Annotated in this window: 22 protein-coding genes; 14 read left to right on the top strand and 8 right to left on the bottom strand. The window is 38.0% G+C overall.

Annotated elements, in window-relative coordinates:
• Position 1 precedes the first annotated feature (1 nt).
• From paaA to ACY650_RS04780, 3 genes are read right to left on the bottom strand one after another with little or no spacing between them, the layout of a single operon-like run.
• The gene (gene paaA / locus ACY650_RS04790; RefSeq protein WP_462252280.1) at positions 2 to 964 is read right to left on the bottom strand and encodes a 1,2-phenylacetyl-CoA epoxidase subunit PaaA; all 963 of its coding nucleotides are present in this window, start codon (positions 962 to 964) and stop codon (positions 2 to 4) included.
• 36 nt (positions 965 to 1000) lie between these two features.
• Entirely contained in the window at positions 1001 to 2065 is a 1065-nt protein-coding gene (gene paaE / locus ACY650_RS04785) for a 1,2-phenylacetyl-CoA epoxidase subunit PaaE (RefSeq protein ID WP_462252278.1), read from the bottom strand.
• 50 nt (positions 2066 to 2115) lie between these two features.
• Positions 2116 to 2586 (bottom strand): hypothetical protein, encoded by a 471-nt coding sequence (locus tag ACY650_RS04780; protein WP_462252276.1) that lies wholly within the window; start codon positions 2584 to 2586, stop codon positions 2116 to 2118.
• Between the two features lie 51 nt (positions 2587 to 2637).
• Between ACY650_RS04780 and ACY650_RS04775 the strand changes: the two genes are divergently transcribed.
• The 8 genes from ACY650_RS04775 to ACY650_RS04740 all read left to right on the top strand — a co-directional run bounded on the left by ACY650_RS04775 (position 2638) and on the right by ACY650_RS04740 (position 8495).
• Positions 2638 to 3267: an LON peptidase substrate-binding domain-containing protein gene (locus tag ACY650_RS04775; RefSeq protein ID WP_462252274.1), complete on the top strand. Its 630-nt coding sequence runs from the start codon at positions 2638 to 2640 to the stop codon at positions 3265 to 3267.
• A 57-nt stretch (positions 3268 to 3324) separates the two neighbouring features.
• Positions 3325 to 3783, top strand: coding sequence for an NADH-quinone oxidoreductase subunit A (locus tag ACY650_RS04770; RefSeq protein ID WP_462252272.1), 459 nt, complete (start codon positions 3325 to 3327; stop codon positions 3781 to 3783).
• Positions 3780 to 4316 (top strand): NADH-quinone oxidoreductase subunit B, encoded by a 537-nt coding sequence (locus ACY650_RS04765; RefSeq protein ID WP_462252270.1) that lies wholly within the window; start codon positions 3780 to 3782, stop codon positions 4314 to 4316. The genes ACY650_RS04770 and ACY650_RS04765 overlap by 4 nt, the downstream gene beginning before the upstream one ends.
• Positions 4306 to 4788, top strand: coding sequence for an NADH-quinone oxidoreductase subunit C (locus tag ACY650_RS04760; protein WP_462252268.1), 483 nt, complete (start codon positions 4306 to 4308; stop codon positions 4786 to 4788). Before ACY650_RS04765 ends, ACY650_RS04760 begins: the two co-directional genes overlap by 11 nt.
• An 18-nt stretch (positions 4789 to 4806) precedes the next feature.
• On the top strand, positions 4807 to 5172 hold the full coding sequence (locus ACY650_RS04755) for a four helix bundle protein (protein ID WP_462252266.1): 366 nt from the start codon (positions 4807 to 4809) through the stop codon (positions 5170 to 5172).
• The gene (locus ACY650_RS04750; RefSeq protein ID WP_462252264.1) at positions 5173 to 6408 is read left to right on the top strand and encodes an NADH-quinone oxidoreductase subunit D; all 1236 of its coding nucleotides are present in this window, start codon (positions 5173 to 5175) and stop codon (positions 6406 to 6408) included.
• A gap of 5 nt (positions 6409 to 6413) precedes the next feature.
• Positions 6414 to 7904 carry an NAD(P)H-hydrate dehydratase gene (locus ACY650_RS04745; protein WP_462252262.1) on the top strand — a complete coding sequence of 497 codons (1491 nt, stop codon included), beginning with the start codon at positions 6414 to 6416 and terminating at the stop codon, positions 7902 to 7904.
• A 258-nt stretch (positions 7905 to 8162) separates the two neighbouring features.
• Positions 8163 to 8495: a T9SS type A sorting domain-containing protein gene (locus ACY650_RS04740; RefSeq protein ID WP_462252260.1), complete on the top strand. Its 333-nt coding sequence runs from the start codon at positions 8163 to 8165 to the stop codon at positions 8493 to 8495.
• Between the two features lie 69 nt (positions 8496 to 8564).
• Here ACY650_RS04740 and ACY650_RS04735 read toward each other — a convergent pair whose 3' ends face one another.
• Both ACY650_RS04735 and ACY650_RS04730 read right to left on the bottom strand, forming a co-directional pair.
• Entirely contained in the window at positions 8565 to 11528 is a 2964-nt protein-coding gene (locus ACY650_RS04735; protein WP_462252258.1) for a glycosyltransferase family 117 protein, read from the bottom strand.
• Between the two features lie 172 nt (positions 11529 to 11700).
• The gene (locus ACY650_RS04730) at positions 11701 to 12348 is read right to left on the bottom strand and encodes a hypothetical protein (RefSeq protein WP_462252256.1); all 648 of its coding nucleotides are present in this window, start codon (positions 12346 to 12348) and stop codon (positions 11701 to 11703) included.
• Positions 12349 to 12390: 42 nt separating this feature from the next.
• Between ACY650_RS04730 and ACY650_RS04725 the strand changes: the two genes are divergently transcribed.
• Positions 12391 to 13551, top strand: coding sequence for a tetratricopeptide repeat protein (locus ACY650_RS04725; protein WP_462252254.1), 1161 nt, complete (start codon positions 12391 to 12393; stop codon positions 13549 to 13551).
• Here the strand turns inward: ACY650_RS04725 and ACY650_RS04720 are convergent.
• The 3 genes from ACY650_RS04720 to ACY650_RS04710 are packed head-to-tail and all read right to left on the bottom strand — an operon-like array spanning position 13548 to position 16543.
• Positions 13548 to 14615, bottom strand: a complete 1068-nt coding sequence (locus ACY650_RS04720; protein ID WP_462252252.1) for a glycosyltransferase family 4 protein — start codon at positions 14613 to 14615, stop codon at positions 13548 to 13550. The genes ACY650_RS04725 and ACY650_RS04720 overlap by 4 nt on opposite strands.
• 22 nt (positions 14616 to 14637) lie before the next feature.
• Positions 14638 to 15537: a class I SAM-dependent methyltransferase gene (locus ACY650_RS04715; protein WP_462252250.1), complete on the bottom strand. Its 900-nt coding sequence runs from the start codon at positions 15535 to 15537 to the stop codon at positions 14638 to 14640.
• Positions 15538 to 15547: 10 nt separating this feature from the next.
• Positions 15548 to 16543: an NAD-dependent epimerase/dehydratase family protein gene (locus tag ACY650_RS04710; protein ID WP_462252248.1), complete on the bottom strand. Its 996-nt coding sequence runs from the start codon at positions 16541 to 16543 to the stop codon at positions 15548 to 15550.
• A 17-nt stretch (positions 16544 to 16560) separates the two neighbouring features.
• Between ACY650_RS04710 and ACY650_RS04705 the strand changes: the two genes are divergently transcribed.
• The 5 genes from ACY650_RS04705 to pseF all read left to right on the top strand — a co-directional run bounded on the left by ACY650_RS04705 (position 16561) and on the right by pseF (position 21591).
• Complete coding sequence (locus ACY650_RS04705) at positions 16561 to 17340, top strand: methyltransferase (RefSeq protein ID WP_462252246.1); 780 nt, start codon at positions 16561 to 16563, stop codon at positions 17338 to 17340.
• A 72-nt stretch (positions 17341 to 17412) separates the two neighbouring features.
• Positions 17413 to 18735: a hypothetical protein gene (locus ACY650_RS04700; RefSeq protein ID WP_462252244.1), complete on the top strand. Its 1323-nt coding sequence runs from the start codon at positions 17413 to 17415 to the stop codon at positions 18733 to 18735.
• The gene (pseB, locus tag ACY650_RS04695) at positions 18736 to 19752 is read left to right on the top strand and encodes a UDP-N-acetylglucosamine 4,6-dehydratase (inverting) (protein ID WP_462252242.1); all 1017 of its coding nucleotides are present in this window, start codon (positions 18736 to 18738) and stop codon (positions 19750 to 19752) included.
• Entirely contained in the window at positions 19749 to 20903 is a 1155-nt protein-coding gene (pseC, locus tag ACY650_RS04690; protein ID WP_462252240.1) for a UDP-4-amino-4,6-dideoxy-N-acetyl-beta-L-altrosamine transaminase, read from the top strand. The genes pseB and pseC overlap by 4 nt, the downstream gene beginning before the upstream one ends.
• Positions 20896 to 21591, top strand: coding sequence for a pseudaminic acid cytidylyltransferase (gene pseF, locus ACY650_RS04685; protein WP_462252238.1), 696 nt, complete (start codon positions 20896 to 20898; stop codon positions 21589 to 21591). Before pseC ends, pseF begins: the two co-directional genes overlap by 8 nt.
• Positions 21592 to 21639 lie beyond the last annotated feature (48 nt).

The raw sequence follows: 21639 nt of genomic DNA, 5'->3' as shown, positions 1-21639 counted from the left end.
TTTATGCTGCTTCCTGTCGCTTTGCCTTCTTCTCAGCGTGAGCGGCAGCTGCCTCTCGTACCCATGCACCTTCATCGTATGCCTTTTTTCTAGCATCAACACGCTGCTTGTTGCACGGTCCGTTTCCTTTGATCACATTGAAAAATTCCTCCCAATTGATCTTACCGAAATCATGATGACCTCTTTCTTCATTCCATTTCAAATCTTTGTCTGGAATTGTAATCCCCAATAGATCAGCTTGAGGCTTTGAAGCATCCACAAACTTTTGTCTTAGCTCATCATTGGTAAACCTTTTGATTCCCCATCTCATCGATTGCTCCGTATGCGTTGACGCCTCATCCGTTGGACCAAACATCATAAGTGCTGGCCACCACCATCTGTTAAGAGCATCTTGAGCCATTTTCTTTTGCTCTTCAGATCCCTTGCAAAGGGTAAGCATAATTTCAAAGCCTTGTCTTTGGTGAAAAGACTCCTCCTTACACACTCGTACCATTGCTCGAGCATATGGGCCGTATGATGCTCTACACAGTGGAACTTGGTTCATGATAGCTGCGCCATCTACTAACCATCCAATAGCTCCCATGTCAGCCCATGTCAATGTTGGGTAATTAAATATCGAAGAGTATTTAGCTTTTCCAGAATGAAGATCTTGAAGTAGTGAATCCCGCTCTACACCTAACGTTTCACAGGCACTATACAAGTAGAGACCATGACCAGCCTCATCTTGCACTTTTGCTAGAGCTGCCGCCTTTCTTCTCAATGTAGGTGCGCGAGAAATCCAATTGGCTTCTGGCAACATTCCTACTATTTCTGAATGCGCATGCTGCGAAATCTGACGTATTAGTGTTTTACGATAATTTTCGGGCATCCAGTCTTTTGGCTCTATTCGGATGTCCTCATCTATCTTTTCGTTAAATCGATCTTCTAAACTCTTAATATCCATCTTCTTAATTCCTTTGTTCAAAGTTACTTAACACGTTTGAATTGCTCATTGTTGGACTCAAACGTCAAAACTTAATTTTACTTTCTCAGTCTTTGGAAAAGACTGACAGCTAAGCACTAAACCTCTTGCTAATTCATCAGGTTCAAGCGCGTAGTTAATGTCCATTTCAACTTCTCCTTCCTCAACCTTACAAACACAGGTACTGCATACTCCTCCTTTACATGCGTATGGAAGATCTGCACCATTATCAAAAGCGACATCCAAAATAGATTTGTCTGAATCGTATGGAAAGGTCATGCTATTCCCATCCAAAACCACGGTTATCTCAGCCTTAGCTTTTTCATGTTTTATATCCTTAGCCTTTCCACCCAATTTACCAACCGGAGATGTAAATAGCTCCAGATTGATACGATCTTCAGGTACTCCAAGATTTTTAAGTTCACTTTGGACGGTTAGCATCATTTCTTCTGGCCCACAGGTGAAATAGTGATCTACGGTCTCAGGATCAAAAAACAATTTTGCGTATGATTGAATTTTTTCTGATTCAATTCGGCCGTTAAATAAATCTGACTCCTGTCGCTCCTTGCTTAGTATGTGATACAGGCTAAATCTTCCCATGTATCTATTCTTCAGCGCCTCTAGTTTTTCTTGAAAAATGATTGTACTCGTTCGACTATTACCATAAAATAGCTTGAACTCACTCTCGGGCTCTGTTCTTAATGTTGTCTCTATTATGGAAATGATTGGAGTAATTCCACTGCCACTAGCAAAGGCAACGTAAGATTTAGCGTTTGCTGGATCTAGAGGTACATAGAAGTGTCCATGAGGAGGCATTACTTCTAATTCATCACCTACCTTCATCACATCGTTTGCGTAGGTTGAAAAGGCACCGCCATCAAGCTTTTTAATAGCAACAGTTAAGACTTCATCAATTGGACAAGAGCAGATTGAATATGACCGCCTTGTGTCTTCACCATTAATATCTTTTTTCAAAGTAATGTGCTGTCCTTGGATGAAAGAAAATTCTTCTCTTAGATCTTCAGGAATATCAAAAGTGACAGCAACGGATTCTTCTGTTGGTCTGGTTATTTCTTTAACGCTTAGGGTGTGAAATTTTGCCATGTTGAATTTTTGGGTGCAGCAAAACTAAGCATCGAAAGCAATTTTTTTATTCAATTTATCTCAAGCTTCTTCTTGATTTTTGTCACCTTTTCGTCAACCCTATCTTTTAATGGGTGACTGAAGAGGAAATACTCTTCATCATTTTCAAGCTTTAAGATAGCTCTGAACTCATGGTCTGCTACAATGTTTTCTTTGTTAGATAGGGTATAAACAGTTCTTTTAGTCTTGACTTTTCTAATTATTATCTCACTTAGAGAGGTGTAATTCGATGATTTTTTAAGCTTTCGCCCCATTGTCCAAATACCATCATAGATGGTTTTATTTTCTTCATTGATGATTATGATCTTAGTGGCAAACCAGATGGCAGGAAGAAATGAGGCAATTAAGATCACAGAAATAATGGACCAGGGTTCTGACAACCAATTTGCCAATTTCACAGTCATTAAAATCATAAGTATTACACAAAGTAATCTTAGCGGCAGACGTACTGCTTTACCTTTGTTTATTCGAATGATCCTCATGAATGATCGAAAGTACCAAACTATTTTCGATGTTCAGTGTTTTTTTCATCTATGAGAGAAATTGCTCTTTTTCCGTTGAATATTGTGGCGTTTCCTGGAGAGGGAGTTAACCTGCATATTTTTGAACCACGCTATAAAGCTCTGGTCAACGATTGCTTAGTGAATAATACTACTTTTGGCATCCCTGCTTATGTAATAAATAAGATTGAGTGGGGTACGGAAGTCGAAATCACAGAGGTGACAAAAACCTACGATGATGGCCGAATGGATATCAAAACCAGAGCATTGCAGCCATTTAGAGTCGAGGAATTTTGGAACCCTTGGGAAGCGCACTTATATGCCGGTGGCCGTATTGAGGATTTATCTATGAGTGATGAATCAACGGATCTAAGTATGCTATATGAATTTAAAGAAATGGTTTCTAAACTATTTGTATGGCTCGGCGAGATGGATGTTCCTGATATTTCAACCCTTAATTCTGTATATGAAATCGGGCATAAAATTGGTTTTAAGCCAGAAGAAGAATACCAGTTACTTCAGATGCCTACAGAAAATGAACGACTACAGTTTGCACTGAAACACCTCGCGCATTTACTCCCTGCTCTTGAAAGAGCGCAAGACGCTCAAGAGAGAATCAAGCAAAATGGACATTTCAAGCACCTCGATCCACTTAAATTTTAGAGATCGAATTCGTTGCGCTCTTTAAATTATCTCACTTATTCAATGTAATTTCCCATCATGATTGAGATCAGTGGATTTGGTACTGTTTTGCTGTTCTGCGTTGGTGGGATTGCTTTTTTGTTAGTAACGCTGCTAGTAGGAAAGATTCTGCGCCCTAACAGACCTACTCCTGAAAAACAAACTACCTATGAATCAGGTGAAGAGCCTGTTGGAACTGCCTGGGGGCAATTCAATATTCGCTTTTATGTTGTTGCTTTGATTTTCTTACTATTTGAAGCTGAACTGGTTTTCTTGTTTCCGTGGGCCAGTGTATTCGGAGACGAAGAATTGGTGAAAGAAACAAATGGCTTGTGGGGGAAATTTTCCATGATAGAAACATTCATTTTTGTAGGAATTTTAATGGTAGGGTTAATATATGTGTGGGCGAAAGGGATGTTGGAATGGGTGCGACCTAAACCAAAAGAATCTGATTATAAATCTCGTATTCCTGAAAGTGCTTATAAGAGGTATAAATGAATAGCGAAGAACATATTATTGGTGGCTTGAAAACAGGCGAAGGAGGTATTATAATTTCCAAGCTGGATGATTTATTGAATTGGTCTCGACTAAGTAGTCTTTGGCCAGTTGGATTTGGGTTGGCCTGCTGCGCAATTGAATTTATGTCTACTGCCTCCTCTGCATATGATTTAGATCGTTTCGGTGTAATACCTCGTAATTCTCCAAGGCAGGCGGACGTAATGATAGTATCCGGCACAGTTACCTTTAAGATGGCCGATCGGGTAAAGAGACTGTATGAACAGATGGCTGAGCCTAGATATGTTATTTCTATGGGATCATGTGCCAATTGTGGTGGCCCGTATTGGGAACATGGCTACCATGTCTTAAAAGGTGTTGATAGAGTGATACCAGTAGATGTTTATGTTCCTGGCTGTCCGCCAAGACCTGAAGCTCTAATTGGAGGTTTTCTAAAACTTCAGGAAAAAATAAGATCAGAGTCGATTCTAAGACCTAAGGAGCTAGAAAAGTTGATGAAGAAAGATGCAGTTTGAAGAAATAAAATCATTCATAAATGAGAAGATACCTGACGCAGTTCAGGGTGAGGATTTGGAATCAACTCCTCAGGCACTTCTTGTTGATGCTAATTTCATTCATCAGGTGTGCGATTTCTTGCATGCCAACGAGAAAACATACTTTGATTCACTATCATGCATAAGTGCGCTTGATAATGGTGAAGAGAAAGACTCGGTGGAAATCGTATATAACCTCTATAGTATTCCGTTCGATCTTCATTTAATGCTTAAAGTGAATCTCAAAAGAGATCAGCCACAAATAGAATCTGTTTCCAACATTTGGAGGACTGCAGATTGGCATGAGCGTGAAGCTTATGATTTAGTAGGTGTTCAGTTTAATAATCATCCGGACCTTCGAAGAATTTTGCTTCCCGATGATTGGGAGGGTTTTCCGCTAAGAAAAGATTATGTAGAGCAGGAGAAATACCATGATGTTAAGGTAAAATATTAACAGAACTGATAATTGAAAATGGAGAATAGAAAATTGAAACGCCAAAACCCACTACTTATCAAAAGTTACGAGTTTGCTTTGGCTATCGTTCTTTTTACAAGAAAGCTCCAAGATGAACAAAAGGAATTTGTAATCTCTAAACAGGTTCTTCGCAGCGGTACCGTAATTGGGGCATTATCAGAGGAAGCTCAACAAGCTGAATCAAAGGCTGATTTTATTCATAAGCTTTCAATTGCTAATAAGGAAGCTCATGAGACTCATTATTGGTTGCGACTAATTAAAGATTCTGAATTGGAGTTGAATGAAGTTTTGGTCCTAATTGAACAATCTGAAGAATTGAAGAGAATACTTATTTCAATTATTAAATCGGCTAAATTGAAATAAATGGAGCGTTCAACATCATCACATACCAATTCTCAATTCTCAATTCCAGATTCTCCATTAAATAGATCTGAGCCACTAAAGTATAAGGAGTCAGACCTCAAAACTGAGGAGATGATTATTAATGTTGGACCTCAGCATCCGTCAACACATGGGGTATTAAGGTTAGAAGTGATTACAGATGGAGAAATTGTTGTAGACGTAGTTCCACATATGGGGTATTTGCACCGATGCTTCGAAAAGCATGCAGAATCCTTAGCCTTTAATCAGACCATACCTTATACAGATCGAATGGATTATGTTGCTGCCATGAATAACGAATGGTCGTTCGTAATGGGAGTTGAACGCATGCTTGGAATTGAAAACGATATCCCAAAGCGAGTTGAGTATATCAGAGTCCTAGTAGCTGAATTAAATCGAATAGCCTCACACTTTATTGCCATAGGTACATATGGGATGGACATTGGAGCATTCACTCCTTTTTTATGGATGATGAGGGATAGAGAGCATATTCTTCGAATGCTCGAATGGGCAAGCGGAGCCAGAATGCTTTACAATTATATATGGGTAGGTGGCTTGTTTTATGATCTGCCTGTAGGGTTTGAGGAAAGAGCTAAGCAGTTTGTTGACTATCTAAAGCCGAAGTTGAAAGATACCGAGACACTCCTTGTCAGTAACAAAATTTTTATTGAAAGAACGGCTAATGTAGGTGTTTTACCATCAGATTTAGCGATTAATTATGGAGTAACAGGACCAATGCTTCGAGGCTCAGGGCTAAAATATGATCTTAGAAAAGTTGATGGATACAGTGTATATCCAGAGATAGATTTTGATGTACCAGTAGGGAAAGGTCAAATGGGTGTGCTTGGTGATTGTTGGGATCGTAATTGGGTTCGATATCAAGAATGCTGGGAATCCATTCGAATCATTGAGCAGTGTGTTGAAAAATTGCTTGGTGAACATAAACGAACCAAGGAATTCGACCCTCGAGCGAATGTCCCTAAAAAAATCAGACCAAAAGCTCAAGACTATTATGTGAGAGCAGAAAACCCAAAAGGTGAGCTTGGGTTCTTTTTTAGAACTGATGGGAGAGCAGATCAACCACTTAGATGCAAAGCTCGCGTGCCTAGTTTTAGTAATCTCTCTGTTCTTGCTGAAATAAGCAAAGGATGTATGCTTGCTGATTTGTTCGCTATCTTAGGTTCTATGGACCTAAATATGGGAGAAGTAGATCGCTAGTCGAAATGAAAGTTCTAAATGCCGCACAAATAAGAGAGGCAGATCAGTATACAATAGCACATGAGCCAATTGCTTCCATCGATTTGATGGAAAGAGCAAGCCAAGCTTTTTTAGTGAAATTTCTTGGCCTACACCCAACAAAACAACCAGTTTTTATTTTCTGCGGGACAGGAAATAATGGTGGTGATGGATTAGCAATTAGTCGATTATTGCTCGAAAGAGGTTGGTCGATTCAAATTTTCGTTATTGGAGATGTTGATAAAGGCAGCTCTGATTTTGTTGATAACCTCAAGCGGTTAAATTCTCATCATGAGATTACTGACATTGGTGACTTCCCATCAATTCCTGAAGGATCTATTATAATAGATGCCATTTTTGGGTCTGGCCTTACCAGGCCTGTTCAAGGTCTGCAAGCTGAACTTATCACGTTTCTGAATGATCAGAATTCGCAGCGTATTGCGGTTGATATTGCATCTGGCCTATATTCGGATCAACCCCTGAGCAAAGGCTCAGTGGTTTTTGAGCCAGATTTTACCATATCATTTCATGTTCCTAAGCTGGCTTTTTTTCAACCTCAATCAAAGAAGTATGTAGGTCAGTGGCGTAATGTAGATATAGGTTTGAGTGAAGATTTCATTGCTAGCGTTGATTCTTCATTTTATTTATCTGAAAAGAGAGAAATACAGAGGCTTTTACCTTCCCGATCAACATTTGATCATAAAGGGAGCGTTGGGAGATTGATGATTGTAGCTGGAAGTGAAGGTAAAATGGGAGCAGCTGTGCTGTGTGCAAGGGCCGCTTTCAAAGCTGGTGTTGGTTTAGTTAATGTACATTCTCCAAGATGCGGTATCGAAATATTGCAAATTAGCATTCCAGAGGCAATGGTTTCCCTAGATTCAGGTGAAAGCCAGATTGAGTTAATCCCGACAACAGAAGATGCAATAGCTATTGGACCGGGCATTGGTACAGACTCATCAACATTAAACGCATTGAGTTATTTTTTGAAAGCGCAGGAAGATCCCATAGTTGTAGATGCAGACGGAATAAATCTAATCTCTGCAAATCCGAATTTGGTGGATCTGTTACCCAAAGAATCAATTCTTACTCCGCACCCAGGAGAATTTAAAAGGCTTGTAGGAGAATGGGGTGACGATTTTGAAAAGCTGGAAAAGCTAAGATCATATTGTATGAAGTATGAGCTAAATATTGTTTTGAAAGGAGCATATTCAGCTGTTTGTAGTAGTTCTGGTGGAATTCATTTCAATTCGACTGGAAATCCTTCGCTAGCTACTGCGGGAAGTGGTGATGTTTTAACTGGAATTACAGGAGCGTTCCTTGCTCAGGGAATCAAGCCTTTTGACGCATTAAGACTTGCAGTTTTTCTTCACGGCCTAGCTGGAGATGAAGCTGTAAGAAGTTTGGAATCTCCTTGGATTCAAGCTTCGGATATTATTGATTTTATGCCCAAAGCAATTGCGTCTTTAGCTAGAGACTGACCTCCAAATTGATATTGAATTTCAATAGGTTGATTAAGGTAGTTTAGACAAAATTTCGTGATATCAGCAATTTGATCAACTATTAGATAAATCATTGCTTTTATTCGATGTAGTTTAAAAACTCATTAGAATTGGTTAGAATCAATTATTTCCCTGAAAAATCCAATGCGAAATGGCCTGGTTAACGTTAATTAACGATTATTATTTTAGGAGCATTAGGAACAATATGAAAAAAATTCCGTAATTTGTATACTAACAATGCGCAATAAACTGATCATACTAACGTTCGCCCTTTTTCTTTGCGGCGCTTCCTTCGCACAGGAGGGATCAAACCTTGCGCAAGATGCTGATATAAGCATCTATCCCAATCCTGCAGTTGAGTTCATCATGATCCAAATAGATGGCAAGTTTGAGAATGCCGAGTTTGAATTGAATTCAATGATTGGAAACAAGCTTCAAATAAAACCAGAAGAAGTTGGTATAGGAAAGTATAAAATTCAGGTTAAAGATTTAGCCACTGGATATTACTTCCTTGTTGTGAAAGATGAAGAGAAGCGATTTAAAAAAGCTTACAAGTTTCTCAAGCGTTAATTTTTTTTTGAGCACAAAAAAACCTCCAACTTTCGTTGAAGGTCTTTCAAATTCACTTTTATTTCTTGGTTATCTGTCAGCCTCTAGCTGTGTATAGTATTTATTAAATAACTCTTCGTATTGAGCAGCCTTCTCTCTAACGCCATTTGCTCTATATGCTCGTGCCACCTCGTTAAGGGAAATAATCTGCCTTTGCAATTCATCTGTGCTTGTCCTATCTCCTGCGAAATAGTAGTCTAACCATTTTGAAGCATTGGTGGTGGTTACTTCAGCAATATGATCTGCCAGTTCTGGCTCTCCTACCTGCAGGAATAAATCTACTTGCTGCATGCTGAAAATGTCAAAGGCTACTGCTTCATTTGGCATTACCTCCAAACATCTTTTTAAAACCTCTGCCGCTCTTGCATAATCACCTTCTTCGATTAAGTTTTCTGCCAGGGTATTAAAAGTAGATCTTGAATTAAGAACAAAGCCTAAATAATCTTGACTGTAATAAACGCTAGGGTCGTCAAGGTTGGTCCAGGTAAACTTGTTCATAACATTGTCATACATGGCATCAGTATTTACTGGATAGCCTGCTCTTGCATCTTCATTAAAAGCTGGAACTACTCTATAAGCCATTCCTTCCTGCACAACATAGTTTCTCAAGTCTAGATTTAATTGAGAAATGGAAGTGTTGTTGAGGTAAATCGGACGTTCCCAATTAGTGTTTACTAAAAGGTCAAGAAACGCTAGATCTTTCTTTTCTAGGCCTCTACCTTTGATTCTTAACACCATTCTATCAACGATGTTGTCATGCATGTCTTCAGGCACAATTTGTTCAGCCTTAGATCGATCTACATCAATGAACAGTGTTTTTGCCGGAATTGAATTATAGACTGTGTAGCTGTTGGCTTGAATCTGAAGTCCAGGATTTTCATCGGCAATGAATTGAAGTAAGATTTCAGCATTTATCGCATTTCCTTTCAATTCTTCTCTTTCAAAAACTGGAAGGTAATCATTCATTCCACCTTGTTGATATAGTCTTACATCTAGCCCGTAAGGAAGTGGAGCTGATTCATACGCACTTCTTGCAGATTGTTGAATATACCAATCGGTGTTATAGTAACTAAAAACTAGCACTCGAACATCCGTTCTAAATCCTTCCACTTCTTGGGCATACCATAGAGGGAAAGTGTCATTGTCACCACCGGTAAATATTACACCATTTGGAGCAACTGTAGAAAGGTAGTTTTTAGCGGCATCTACAGAGAAGTACCTGTCTGACCGGTCATGATCATCCCAGTTTTCACTAGCCATAAGCACTGGAATTGTGAGTCCTAATATGGAAGCAAGTACTGCAGCAATTTTCTTCTCTTTAGATATGTTCTTAAGAAGATCGTAAAGAGCTAGTACTCCAAAGCCTACCCATATTGTGAAGATGTAAAACGATCCAGCATAGATATAATCTCGTTCCCTAGGTTCAATCGGCGGTGTATTGAGATACAATACGATCGCAATACCAGTCATAAAGAAAAGTAAAGCAGTAGCAGAGAAGAGCTTGACATCTTTTTTGTATTGGATAAACATGCCAAAAAGACCAAGCAGTAATGGTAGTCCAAAATAGATGTTTCTTCCCTTGTTAGTTTCGAGCATTTCTGGAAGAGTTTCAAAAGCATCCAATATGCCAACCCATCCAGCTCCTTGAATGTCACTTTCCCTTCCAGAAAAATTCCACATGAAGTATCTGAAATATTGATGTCCTAGTTGATGGACAATAAGGTAGTAGAAGTTATCTCCCCAACTTGGTTTTTGACCTTCTTTCAGCCCAGTAACTTGACGATATTTTCGAATATGATTGGCATCCGAACTGTACATTCTTGGCAAAATGGTAGTGTGCTTCGGATCCCACTCTTGAGTGACTTTATAATCCTTGATGACATATTCATCTTCACCTCTCATGTAAACAGGAGCACCCTGATTATTAGCAATTAAGTCAGCCGTATAATATGGCCCTTTGAATAGTGGTCGACTTCCATACTGTTCTCTTTTCAAGTAAGAAACGAAAGAGATGATTTCTTCCGGATTATTCTCATCTATCGGCGGGTTGTAATTACTTCTTATAACTGCAATTGCATAAGATGAGTATCCGATAAGAATGAATGCGAGAGCTAGTAATGAAGTGTTTAGAACGTATTTGTTGTTCTTGATTGAGAAGTGTATTCCATAAGCTAGCCCTCCGATAACAAGTAAGCCGAAGAAAATCACACCTGATCCAAATGGAAGCCCTAAGCTGTTAACAAAGAAAATTTCAATTTTTCCTGCAATGGATGGAAGACCCGGTATTACACCTTCAAGCACAATAAGTACGATAGCAGCAGAAATGATCATTGTATAAATGATCCCTTTCTTGGTCACCTTTTCATAATATTTGAAATAGACGATCAACCCTAAAACTGGTATTGCAACTAAGTTCAATAAGTGAACTCCAATTGAAAGTCCCATCATATATGCGATGAGAATAAGCCATCGAGCCCGATCTTGTTCTTCAGATAAATTTTCCCATTTCAAAATGGCCCAGAACACAAAAGATGTAAAGAATGCAGACATTCCATATACCTCTGCCTCTACAGCAGAAAACCAGAAGGAATCGGAGAAAGTACAAGCTAATGCTCCAACCAATCCTGTGCCCATTATGGCTATTGTATCTGCTAGTGACTCCTCACCATTTTTTACTTTAAGTACTCGCTTAGCAAGGTGTGTGATTGACCAAAAAATAAATAGTACGAAGAATGCACTACTAAAAACACTGAGCATATTTACCCAGAAAGCGACTTGAGTAACATCTCCTCCAGCGAGCATTGAAAACATTCGACCAGTCAATAGGAAGAAAGGAGCACCTGGAGGGTGTGGAACTTCTAGCTTATATGAGCAAGCAATGAATTCACCTGCATCCCAGAAGCTGGCTGTTGGTTCAACTGTGAGGCAATAAGTGACCAATGCAATTAAGAAAGCAATCCAGCCGGTAATGATGTTTATCTTTTGGTATCCCATATTTGATATTATGTGAGGGGCGAAATTAGCAATTAACCAGTAGATATTGTGTTATCTGGTCCGATGATTTAGAATAACTCATTGGTTTGCAATGAATTGAAATTACTCTTTATAAATTTCTTCGTTTATACGGATCTGTTTGATCTCAAGATGATTCATTTAACATCTTTTATCAATAAACAGCAGCGTAGAAGAATAACCAGATGATAAAGAACAGGATATAGGTGCTTGCAACTATGTATGCAGAGATTTTCAACTTCTTTCCGCTTAAAAAATAGATCCCAAAAATTAGTACAGGCCAATAGAGAATTTCAAATAAGTTGATTGATTTTAAAGGGTAGTGCCAATTTGCCGAAACCTGCGCGTAATCAAATAGGTTAATTAGAGAAAATGGATAAAATGCCATATAGTCGTTGTAGTTAGGATCTGTGTAAAACAGGGTGAACCACAAAACTTTGGTAATCTCTGGAAGGAAAAAGAATATTTCAGCAAGCATTACCATTTTCCATAACTGATTGAAATGTAATCTGTAGCCAAACATGAAGCAGCCAATCCAAAGTGTTAGCGTTGTCCAGGTCCATTTCCATGCAAGAAAAATTGGAACACTTAAGTACTGAATTCCATAAATGATATCAAAAACCCAAATATCACCGCGCTCATTTAAAACCTCAAAGGCCGCAATTGTGTCTATGATAAAAATTCTCTTGACGAAAAGTAAGGCTATATAGGTGAGACATATAATTAAGAACATCCCAACTCCGTTGAATTCAAACCACTCTTCGAGAAACTGTTTTCTGTACTTGCTTAAACGATCCGTCATTTAGATTTGCGATAAATGCAATTAAGAGCCAAAAATATTATCATGTACGTCTTAATCCTACTCTCGACGGGACTGTATGCCCAACGGCAGGATGAACAGGCGGATGGCGATAGCGTGAGGTATAGTTTGCTTGTCAATCCATTTATTCAGATTGAATCGACTGAAGCAATCAATTCCATGTACAATTTTGAGTTTGAAAAGGCTCACAGTCATTTCAACTACCTTCAAAATACCTATCCATGGCACCCATTGCCATACTTACTCAAAGGACTCAATTATTGGTGGAGGATTGTTCCGGACTACAATAATGAGACGTGGGATAAAGAATTTTTGGCTTACATGGATACTACAAAAGCACTAGCAGAAAATGTAAAAGAAAACTATAATGAAATTGAGGGAGCTTTCTTTTTAGCTGCCGCATATGCATTTGAGGGGAGATTATATTCAGAAAGGAGAGAATATCGTAAGGCTGCATTCGCAGGAAGTAAATCTTTGAAGTATTTGGGTGAATGTAAGGGATATGAAGAGTATAGTCCAGAACTACTATTTGGTGATGCGTTATTCAATTACTACGCAGAATGGATTAGAGAAGAGTATCCACTGCTAAGACCTATTATGATGTTTTTCCCAAAAGGAGATAAGAAAAAGGGAATAGAACAGCTTAAAGATGTGGCAAGAAATGCTTTTTATTCACGTACTGAAGCTCAATATTACCTGATGCGAATACTGGCAACGGAAGAAAAAGATATTTCTGGAGCACTACAGGTAGGGCAGTATCTGAATAGTCAGTTTCCGGGTAATGCCTATTTTCATCGCTACTATGCACGATTACTTTATCAATCAGGTAAATATCAGCAGACTGAAAAAGTCTCTCTAGAAATATTACAGCGGATAGATAGCATGCAGGTTGGATATGAAGCAAATAGTGGTAGATATGCGTGTTTTTATTTGGGGCACGTAAATCAAATCAGAAGAAAGTATGCAGAGGCAAAAAAGTACTTCGAAAGAGGTCTTGTGTATTCTGAACAAGCTCAAGCCACCAAAATGGGATATTATTTCTTTTCATTGGTGCACCTAGGTCAGATCGCAGAGAAAGAAGGAGAAATTGAACTTGCCAAGGAGTACTATAAGGCCGTGAAAAAATCCGCAAAACGGAAACACTCTGCCCATAAGGAAGCAAGAGAGCGGCTAAAGAAAATCTAAAATTGGAACGCGCTTAGCCATTTGTCTTTATTGACGTCAACGCTGTATTCTTTTTCCACAGTAGACCTGCCTGCTTTACCTACCTTCATTCTCAATTGGGAATCTTCGATTAATAAAGAGAGTTTTTCAACCCATTCTTCAGTGGTGCCTGCAAGAAATCCGTTCTCTCCACTATTTATAATATCCGAATTTACTCCCACAGGAGACATGATGGTTGGGATTTCCAGTGCCATGTATTGTAGTCCTTTGAGTCCGCATTTACCTTTACTCCAATCATCGTCTGGGAGTGGCATTATGCCAATATCGATTTCGCAAAGATCAGAAACTTCAGTTTGAGCCTTCCATGGCAAGCCCTTAATGTCAAGTTCTTGATTCGCATAATTCCCATCGCCGATTACCTTGAAATACACCTTGTCGTGATATTTATCTTTTATGATTTTTAATGCCTCTACTGCACTTTCAAAGTGTTTAATTGTTGAAAAACTTCCGCTCCATCCAATGCAAACTTTTTCACTCTTTTTGATTTCAACTCGACTATATTCATCCAGATCTATGGTAGTAGGGATGATTGTGATATTGTCTGTATGATTGCTTGCATAGTTTGCCAAATAATCGTTTCCTGCAATTGTTAAATCGCAATATGAGATAATCTTACCTGTTTTAGCCGGATTCTTAAGCTTCTGAAAAACAGATTGATTTGAGCTCTCATCTTGTAGCCAGATTGAATCATCAAAGTCGAATACTAATTTGGCCTTTGATTTTTTAAAAAGCCATTCGTATAGAATACCAAAAAAGAAGGCATCACGATAAACGAAGATGTAATCAAATTGATTGGCTCTAAATACATCTTTTAGTCGCTTGAAGATGGCAGAGATCCCTACTCCAACTTTGCCCATTAAATTTCCAGGACCATAAAATATTTTATCCTGCTTTTCAGACAACATGTTTGAATAAGTAATCTGAAAATCATTCTTTTCAAGAAAATCTAAGTATTGCTCATGTCTAAATCTTTGACCTGGTGAGCGCTCTTTTCTGTGTAGTGTAAGGAATAAAATTTTGGGCATTTCTCTTAATTAGAGATGTTTATTAGTTCTTTCTTAACCATACACAAAGTTGCATTCCCTGATTTGTGCGATCCATATAAGGGATTAAAAAACGATTGAATACTCTAGGCAAAAAAGTTTGGCAAACATAGTACTCAAAATGAGCGATCGAAAATTGATTAATCTTCGAATTTTCAGTGAAAGATTCGAGAGAGAATTCATACAAGTGATATGGTTCATGCATCGGGCTTATGTTACCAACAAAATCGGTTAGCTTAAATCTGTAAAATTTATTTATCAATTTCCCAATGAACCAGTTTGACGATGGAACCTCGATATGAATAATTCCATCCTTTTTTAGCCATTTCATCGCTTTTTCCAATGCTTTTGAAGGATCATAAAGATGCTCGAGTACTACCCCAAATGAAATAAAATCGAACTGATTTTCTTCGTATTCCAATTCTTCAATCATGCCCAACTTAAGTTTTTCTTCTTTGATACCCATTTTGGATGTCGCTCGTTTATGAAATTCTACGGAAGGTTCCAATCCATATGCATCAAATCCTATGTTTTCCAAAGCAAGCATTTGCTTACCTAGACCTGCTCCAATATCTAAAGACTTCATGCCAGCTTTGAAATCAATCAACTGCTTTAATTGCTTTATTTCCCCCACAAAGTAGTCGGGGTTTTGCTGGAAGTATTCTTCTTTCCAATAGTCCTCGGGAGGCACACCATAATGATCTTGAATGTCAAGAGGAATTGGTTGCGGATTGGAATATATCAGACCACAATTCGAACATTTACATACTGTGGTAGTTAGGCCAATCTTATTTTTTGGGTTTTTCCCTTGACTCTTATTTAATCTCCTTCCTAGGATTTTGTGAGAGTCTGTCTTAGACTGACACATATTGCAGTGCGATATTTCTTCAAATCGATACTTCATCAAATAGCGTCTAGTCCTCTAACCATACAGGAGGTAGCTTTTCTGTGATCTCAATATTTTCAAATTTGGAACTCTTCTTTGCACCTGTTGCTTTGGCCCAGCCAACCATTCCTTTTAGGCCATCTTCCAATGATGTTTTACTGTAGTCTCCAAATATTTTTTTGATTTTAGAATGATCGGAATGTGCATGGACAACTTCATTTCTTGCATCCAAAAATCGAAGTTCACTCTTTAACTCCATTGCTTCAATTACTGCGCTTGCAAGTTCTTTTACCGTGTATTCCTTATCAGCACCAATATTAAATACTTCTCCATAACACTCCATATGATCGACGCAATTAGCGATTATAGGTGCAATGTCTCCGACATATGTAAATGCTCTTGTTTGCGATCCATCTCCAAAAATGGTCAATGGATTTCCCTGCATAAGCTGATTCATGAAAATGCCGACAACATTTCTATACCTATCTCCGAGATTTTGATATTCCCCGTAAACATTGTGTGGTCTGAAGATTACATAGTCTAGTCCGAACATCTCGTGTGAGACTTTTAAGTCCATTTCTACAGCAAGCTTTGCTATTCCATAGGGATCTTCTGGTTGTGGTGTCATGTCCTCTCTCATTGGAGGAGGGAGTGCTCCATACGTCGCAATTGATGAAGTGAAGACAAAGCATTTCACTTTGTGTTTCACGGCTTCATTGATCAGATTGACACTTCCAGTTAAATTGTTGGTATAGTTGAATCGTTTAATAAAATGACTCAAGCCTTCTGCAGCATACGCCGCAAGGTGATATACATATTCTATCTGATAGTCATTAAATAACTTTTCTAATAGTTCATGATCAATAATTGACCCTTTGATGAAAATTGCATCATCCGGCACATTTTCCTCAAATCCACCGCTAAGATCATCGAGTACAATTACCTTTTTTCCACTTTGCAGTAAACTGCGAGAGACGTGTGCACCAATAAATCCGGCACCGCCTGTTACTAAAGAATAGCTCATTAAATTTGCTTTTAACAATGCAAACCAACACAATCAAATCAACAAAAGAAAGTAGCGAACTAGTTCGTGATTTTTTTGATGATCATGCGCCTGCTTATCGATCAAAATACCAATTGAATGATAAGTTTTACAATTACTTTTTTTTTGAGCGACTAGACAAGGCTACACATGGTCTGGACTTTACGAATAAATCAATTTTAGACATAGGGGCTGGAACCGGTCCGCTTTACGATTATTTGCAAGACAAGAATTGGACTGATTTTAAGAGTTATTCAGCAACAGATATTTCTTCAGGCATGCTCCAATCAAGTAATATTCCAGAAAAAGATCGATTTGTAGGAGACTTCACCTCGATGAAATTTGATGAGAAGTTTGATATGGTTTTTATGCTAGGCGTGAGTACTTACTTGACTGAAATGCAAATGAAGTCTCATATTGAAAAGGTATCAGATCTACTATCTGACAATGGCATTTTCATTGTCACTTTCACAAATGACCATTCAATTGACATTCTCATTAGAAAAATATTGACACCAATTTTTAAATTGTTTTCAGGGAAAGAAAGAATTATCAGTCAAGATTTTTCTACGAGATATTATTCAAGAAAAGAGATTGAAAAATTATTTAAGGATCGACTAAGTATAAACTCGATAGAAGGATTGAATCATACGGTATTTCCAATTAGCCGATTGTTTAAATCATTTTCAATTAGTATAGCAAAGAAGATTTCATCTCTGCGCGAAAGAAAATTTAAATTCCTATTTAGTAGCGATTTACTTATCAAAGTCAGTAAATAGCTTACAGCTAAATTTGCATATCAAATTGAAATATGTCTTTCGGAAAGTCATAAAGAAGCTAATGCTTAATTAATGGGACTCATTGATTTAATTATCGCTCCAATATATATAATGCTATTTACTGTAGTGGCATTATTTGTACGTCCCTACTTCACAAATGAAAAGACGAAAAAATTTTTCCTTCCGGCGTTATGGGGTAAATATGTCGGTGCTATAGGACTTGGCTTAATTTATCAACTTTACTACGGGGGTGGCGATACTTTTAATTATTGGAATAATGCATGTGTCATAATCGATAGGATTATTGAAGATCCATTGAGTGGTTTTTCTCTGATTTATGATCCAGAGTCAAACCCTTCGAATTTTTTATTGCTTTCTAAGCTATGGTTATTTCAATCTGATTCAGCATTTGCAATGGTTAGAATCACAACAATCTTAGGGTTGTTTTCATTCAGATCTTATGCGGGAGCAAGCATTATTTTGAGTTCTTTCGTTTTTCTAAGCTCATGGTTGATGTATTCATCGCTAACAAGGATTTATTCTAAAGCAACTAATAGCCTTGCATGTGCAATTCTTTTTCTACCAAGCATAATTTTTTGGGGATCAGGTATACTCAAGGATAGTGTGGTTTTAGGTTGCGTATTTATCATTATATGGGTATTCATAGATTTTTTTGAGTTTAAAAAAGTAAGACCTCATAAGATTATTTTATTGGTTTTTTCGCTATATATCGTGTATTTGGTGAAGATCTATGTACTAATCACGCTGATGCCATCAATCGTTTTTTGGTTGTATTTGAAAAATATCAATGCTATTCGATCTTTGGCTGTCAAATTACTCATAGCACCCATTTTGGTGATTTTGTTCATTTCCATTTCTTATTTTGTCGCACTAAAAATCGGTGAAGGAAATTCAAGATATTCTCTTGAGGAAATCCCAAAATGGTCACAGATTACAGCATATGATATTGCTTATTGGACGGGGAAAGATGCTGGATCTACTTATAGCTTAGGAGACCACGATGGGACTTGGAATTCCATGCTTCGAATAGCTCCAAACGCAATTATAACCTCGATCTTCAGACCATATCCATGGGAGGTAAATAACATTTTAATGGCATTTTCATCCATAGAGAGTTTTGTTTTTTTACTTCTCTATTTAACGCTTGTGATCAAGTCAAAATGGAACATCTTGTGGTTTAAAAATCACTCCATTTTATCCTTCTTCATACTGTTTACTATTGTGTTTGGATTTGCTGTTGGATCAAGTACTTTCAATTTTGGTTCTATGGTTAGATACAGGATTCCTATGCTGCCACTCTTTGCCTCAACTATAGCTATTGGTTGGTCCTATATAAATAAATTTGATGTTGGATTTTTGAAAACAAAAAAATAGATGCTAGATCTAAACGGAAAAAGGATACTCCTTATTGGAGGTACTGGTTCATTCGGTAAAGAATTTACGAGGGAGATATACCGACAATTTCCAGGTATTAAAAGGATGGTGATTTATTCTAGAGATGAGCTGAAGCAGTTTGAAATGTCTCAAGATTATCCTAGCGACAAGTATCCATCTATTAGGTTCTTCATTGGAGATGTCCGTGATTATACCAGGCTAAAAAGAGCTTGCGAGAATATCGATATTATTATTCATGCGGCGGCATTGAAGCAAGTACCTGCAGCAGAATACAATCCAATGGAATGCATAAAAACCAATGTTCTTGGTGCTCAAAATGTAATTGAAGCGGCCTTAGATAGTAATGTCACGAATGTTGTTGCACTTTCTACGGATAAAGCTGCTGCTCCAATTAACTTGTATGGAGCTACTAAGCTTTGCTCCGATAAATTATTCGTAGCTGCCAATAATGTTAAGGGAGAAAGGGATATAAGATTCTCCGTAGTTAGATATGGAAATGTAATGGGTTCTAGGGGTTCCGTTATGCCGTTCTTCATGAATAAGAAAGATTCAGGAGTATTGCCAATTACTGATCCGGAAATGACTCGCTTCAATATCTCTCTTAAGGATGGAGTAAAGCTTGTGTTTACAGCGCTTGAAAAGTCTCTTGGAGGAGAGATTTTTGTGCCTAAAATTCCTTCTTACAAAATCACCGACGTTGCATCTGCAATTGGACCAGAATGTGAACAACAAATAGTGGGTATACGGCCTGGGGAAAAGCTACATGAGGAAATGATTACTGAATCAGATTCATATAGTACGGTTGATATTGGCGAATATTTTGCCATTTTACCGCAGTCAGCTCAATATACCAAAGAAGAATATATAGCTAAAACGCAGGCCAAAGCGGTTCCGTTGGGCTTTAAATACAATTCTGGCACTAATGATCAATGGCTATCTGTTGAGGAGATTAGACTTCTAATAAAAGAACATGTAGATCCTGATTTCTCAATATGAGTCGTAAGATCATACCATATGGTAGACAAAATATAACTGATGAAGATGTTAACGCTGTTATTGATGCGTTAAACTCAGATTTTCTCACCCAAGGGCCTCGCATTGCTGAATTCGAAAACGCATTTGCAAGCTATGTTAATAGCAAGTATGCTGTTGCTGTTGCAAATGGTACAGCAGCATTACATTTATCAGCTCTAGCCCTAGGTCTCGAGAAAGGCAAAAAAGTAATAACCTCTCCGATAAGTTTTGCGGCAAGCGCAAATTGTGTGCTTTATGCCGGTGGTAGCCCAATTTTTGCGGACATCAACAGAGAAACTTATGTGCTTTCAATTGAGTCGTGCGAAGAAATAATTAAAAAGGAAGGGAAAGAAAATATTCAAGGAATCATCCCAGTCGATTATGCTGGATTGCCAGTTGATATGGAAGCTTTTAGAGAATTAGCTGATAAGTATGATTTATGGCTTATTGAAGATGCATGCCATGCTCCAGGAGGATCATATCCGAGCACAAAAGGGCGTTCAAAATGTGGTTCAGGGGACTTTGCAGATTTAAGTATTTTTTCCTTTCACCCAGTAAAGCATATTGCCTCAGGTGAAGGAGGAATGATTACCACTAATAATGAAGAGTTATACAAGAAATTGACAACCCTGAGAACTCACGGCATCACTAAGAATCCAGATGAAATGGAAGCTAATCACGGTGGTTGGTACTACGAGATGCATAACCTTGGCTACAACTATAGATTAACAGATCTCCAGAGTGCATTAGGTCTGAGTCAATTAAATAAAGCAGCTGACGGGCTAAGCAAGAGACGAAGAATAGCAAGAAAGTATAGAGATCAATTAGGTCATCTTCCTATCAAATTTCAACATACTCCGGATGGGTTTGAACATGCATATCATCTGTTTACAATAGAGGTAGAAGATCGAAAAGCACTTTATGATCATTTACATGCGCATGGAATTCTAGCTCAGGTGCACTACATACCGATACATACACTTCCTTATTACAGAGGATTGGGATTCGAAATTGGGGATTTTCCAAATGCAGAAGACTACTACAGTAAGTGTCTTTCTCTCCCAATGTTTCCGACTCTATCCGAGGAAGAACAAAATTTTGTGATCAATAAAGTGACTGAATTCTTTGAGTAAAATAGCGATAATACCTGCAAGAGGCGGTAGTAAACGAATTCCGCGGAAGAACATCAAGGATTTTCTTGGTAAGCCTATTATTGCTTATTCCATTGAACTTGCTCTTCAATCTGAGCTTTTCGATGAGGTAATGGTGTCTACTGATGATGAAGAAATTGCTAAAGTTGCTGAATCATACGGAGCATCAATTCCGTTTTTGCGTTCGCCAAAGTCTTCTGATGATTATGCTACAACTTTTGATGTAATAAAAGAGGTACTTAAATGTTACAGTGAAGACTCCAAAGGATGGAAGTTTGGTTGCTGTATCTATCCAACAGCGCCTTTAATAGATAAAAATGATATTCAAAAAGGATTCTCAATATTGGAAGAAGGCAGCTTCAGCACGGTATTCCCAGTCGTTCCTTTTGATTATCCTATTTGGAGGGGACTTAGATTGGAAGGTAATAAAGTAGAAATGAAATGGCCCGAATTTCAACAGAGTCGATCCCAAGACCTTGAAGAAATTTTTCATGATGCAGGAATGTGGTACTGGTTTAATTGTAAGGAACTGCTATCCCACGGTGAGATGTTTTCTGCCAACAGTGGCTATCTTAAATTAAATCCACTTCATGCACAAGATATTGACACTATTGAGGATTGGTCCATTGCTGAATTAAAGTACAAGGGACGTTTTAATTCCAATCTTTAGGCTATATCTGGTCATATAAGCGATAAATTCATTAGATGTATCTTTCCA

It is taken from the genome of Ekhidna sp., assembly GCF_963691765.1.
Classification (GTDB): Bacteria; Bacteroidota; Bacteroidia; order Cytophagales; family Cyclobacteriaceae; genus Ekhidna.
The sequence above is the reverse complement of the archived record's forward strand: the minus strand, read 5'-3'. Positions and strand labels throughout refer to the sequence as shown.

Coding starts and splice junctions, on each gene's coding strand:
- paaE (WP_462252278.1), bottom strand. CDS start 2,065: ATGGCAAAATTTCACACCCTAAGCGTTAAAGAAATAACCAGACCAACA.
- ACY650_RS04780 (WP_462252276.1), bottom strand. CDS start 2,586: ATGAGGATCATTCGAATAAACAAAGGTAAAGCAGTACGTCTGCCGCTA.
- ACY650_RS04775 (WP_462252274.1), top strand. CDS start 2,638: ATGAGAGAAATTGCTCTTTTTCCGTTGAATATTGTGGCGTTTCCTGGA.
- ACY650_RS04770 (WP_462252272.1), top strand. CDS start 3,325: ATGATTGAGATCAGTGGATTTGGTACTGTTTTGCTGTTCTGCGTTGGT.
- ACY650_RS04765 (WP_462252270.1), top strand. CDS start 3,780: ATGAATAGCGAAGAACATATTATTGGTGGCTTGAAAACAGGCGAAGGA.
- ACY650_RS04760 (WP_462252268.1), top strand. CDS start 4,306: ATGCAGTTTGAAGAAATAAAATCATTCATAAATGAGAAGATACCTGAC.
- ACY650_RS04755 (WP_462252266.1), top strand. CDS start 4,807: ATGGAGAATAGAAAATTGAAACGCCAAAACCCACTACTTATCAAAAGT.
- ACY650_RS04750 (WP_462252264.1), top strand. CDS start 5,173: ATGGAGCGTTCAACATCATCACATACCAATTCTCAATTCTCAATTCCA.
- ACY650_RS04745 (WP_462252262.1), top strand. CDS start 6,414: ATGAAAGTTCTAAATGCCGCACAAATAAGAGAGGCAGATCAGTATACA.
- ACY650_RS04740 (WP_462252260.1), top strand. CDS start 8,163: ATGCGCAATAAACTGATCATACTAACGTTCGCCCTTTTTCTTTGCGGC.
- ACY650_RS04735 (WP_462252258.1), bottom strand. CDS start 11,528: ATGGGATACCAAAAGATAAACATCATTACCGGCTGGATTGCTTTCTTA.
- ACY650_RS04730 (WP_462252256.1), bottom strand. CDS start 12,348: ATGACGGATCGTTTAAGCAAGTACAGAAAACAGTTTCTCGAAGAGTGG.
- ACY650_RS04725 (WP_462252254.1), top strand. CDS start 12,391: ATGTACGTCTTAATCCTACTCTCGACGGGACTGTATGCCCAACGGCAG.
- ACY650_RS04720 (WP_462252252.1), bottom strand. CDS start 14,615: ATGCCCAAAATTTTATTCCTTACACTACACAGAAAAGAGCGCTCACCA.
- ACY650_RS04715 (WP_462252250.1), bottom strand. CDS start 15,537: ATGAAGTATCGATTTGAAGAAATATCGCACTGCAATATGTGTCAGTCT.
- ACY650_RS04710 (WP_462252248.1), bottom strand. CDS start 16,543: ATGAGCTATTCTTTAGTAACAGGCGGTGCCGGATTTATTGGTGCACAC.
- ACY650_RS04705 (WP_462252246.1), top strand. CDS start 16,561: ATGCAAACCAACACAATCAAATCAACAAAAGAAAGTAGCGAACTAGTT.
- ACY650_RS04700 (WP_462252244.1), top strand. CDS start 17,413: ATGGGACTCATTGATTTAATTATCGCTCCAATATATATAATGCTATTT.
- pseB (WP_462252242.1), top strand. CDS start 18,736: ATGCTAGATCTAAACGGAAAAAGGATACTCCTTATTGGAGGTACTGGT.
- pseC (WP_462252240.1), top strand. CDS start 19,749: ATGAGTCGTAAGATCATACCATATGGTAGACAAAATATAACTGATGAA.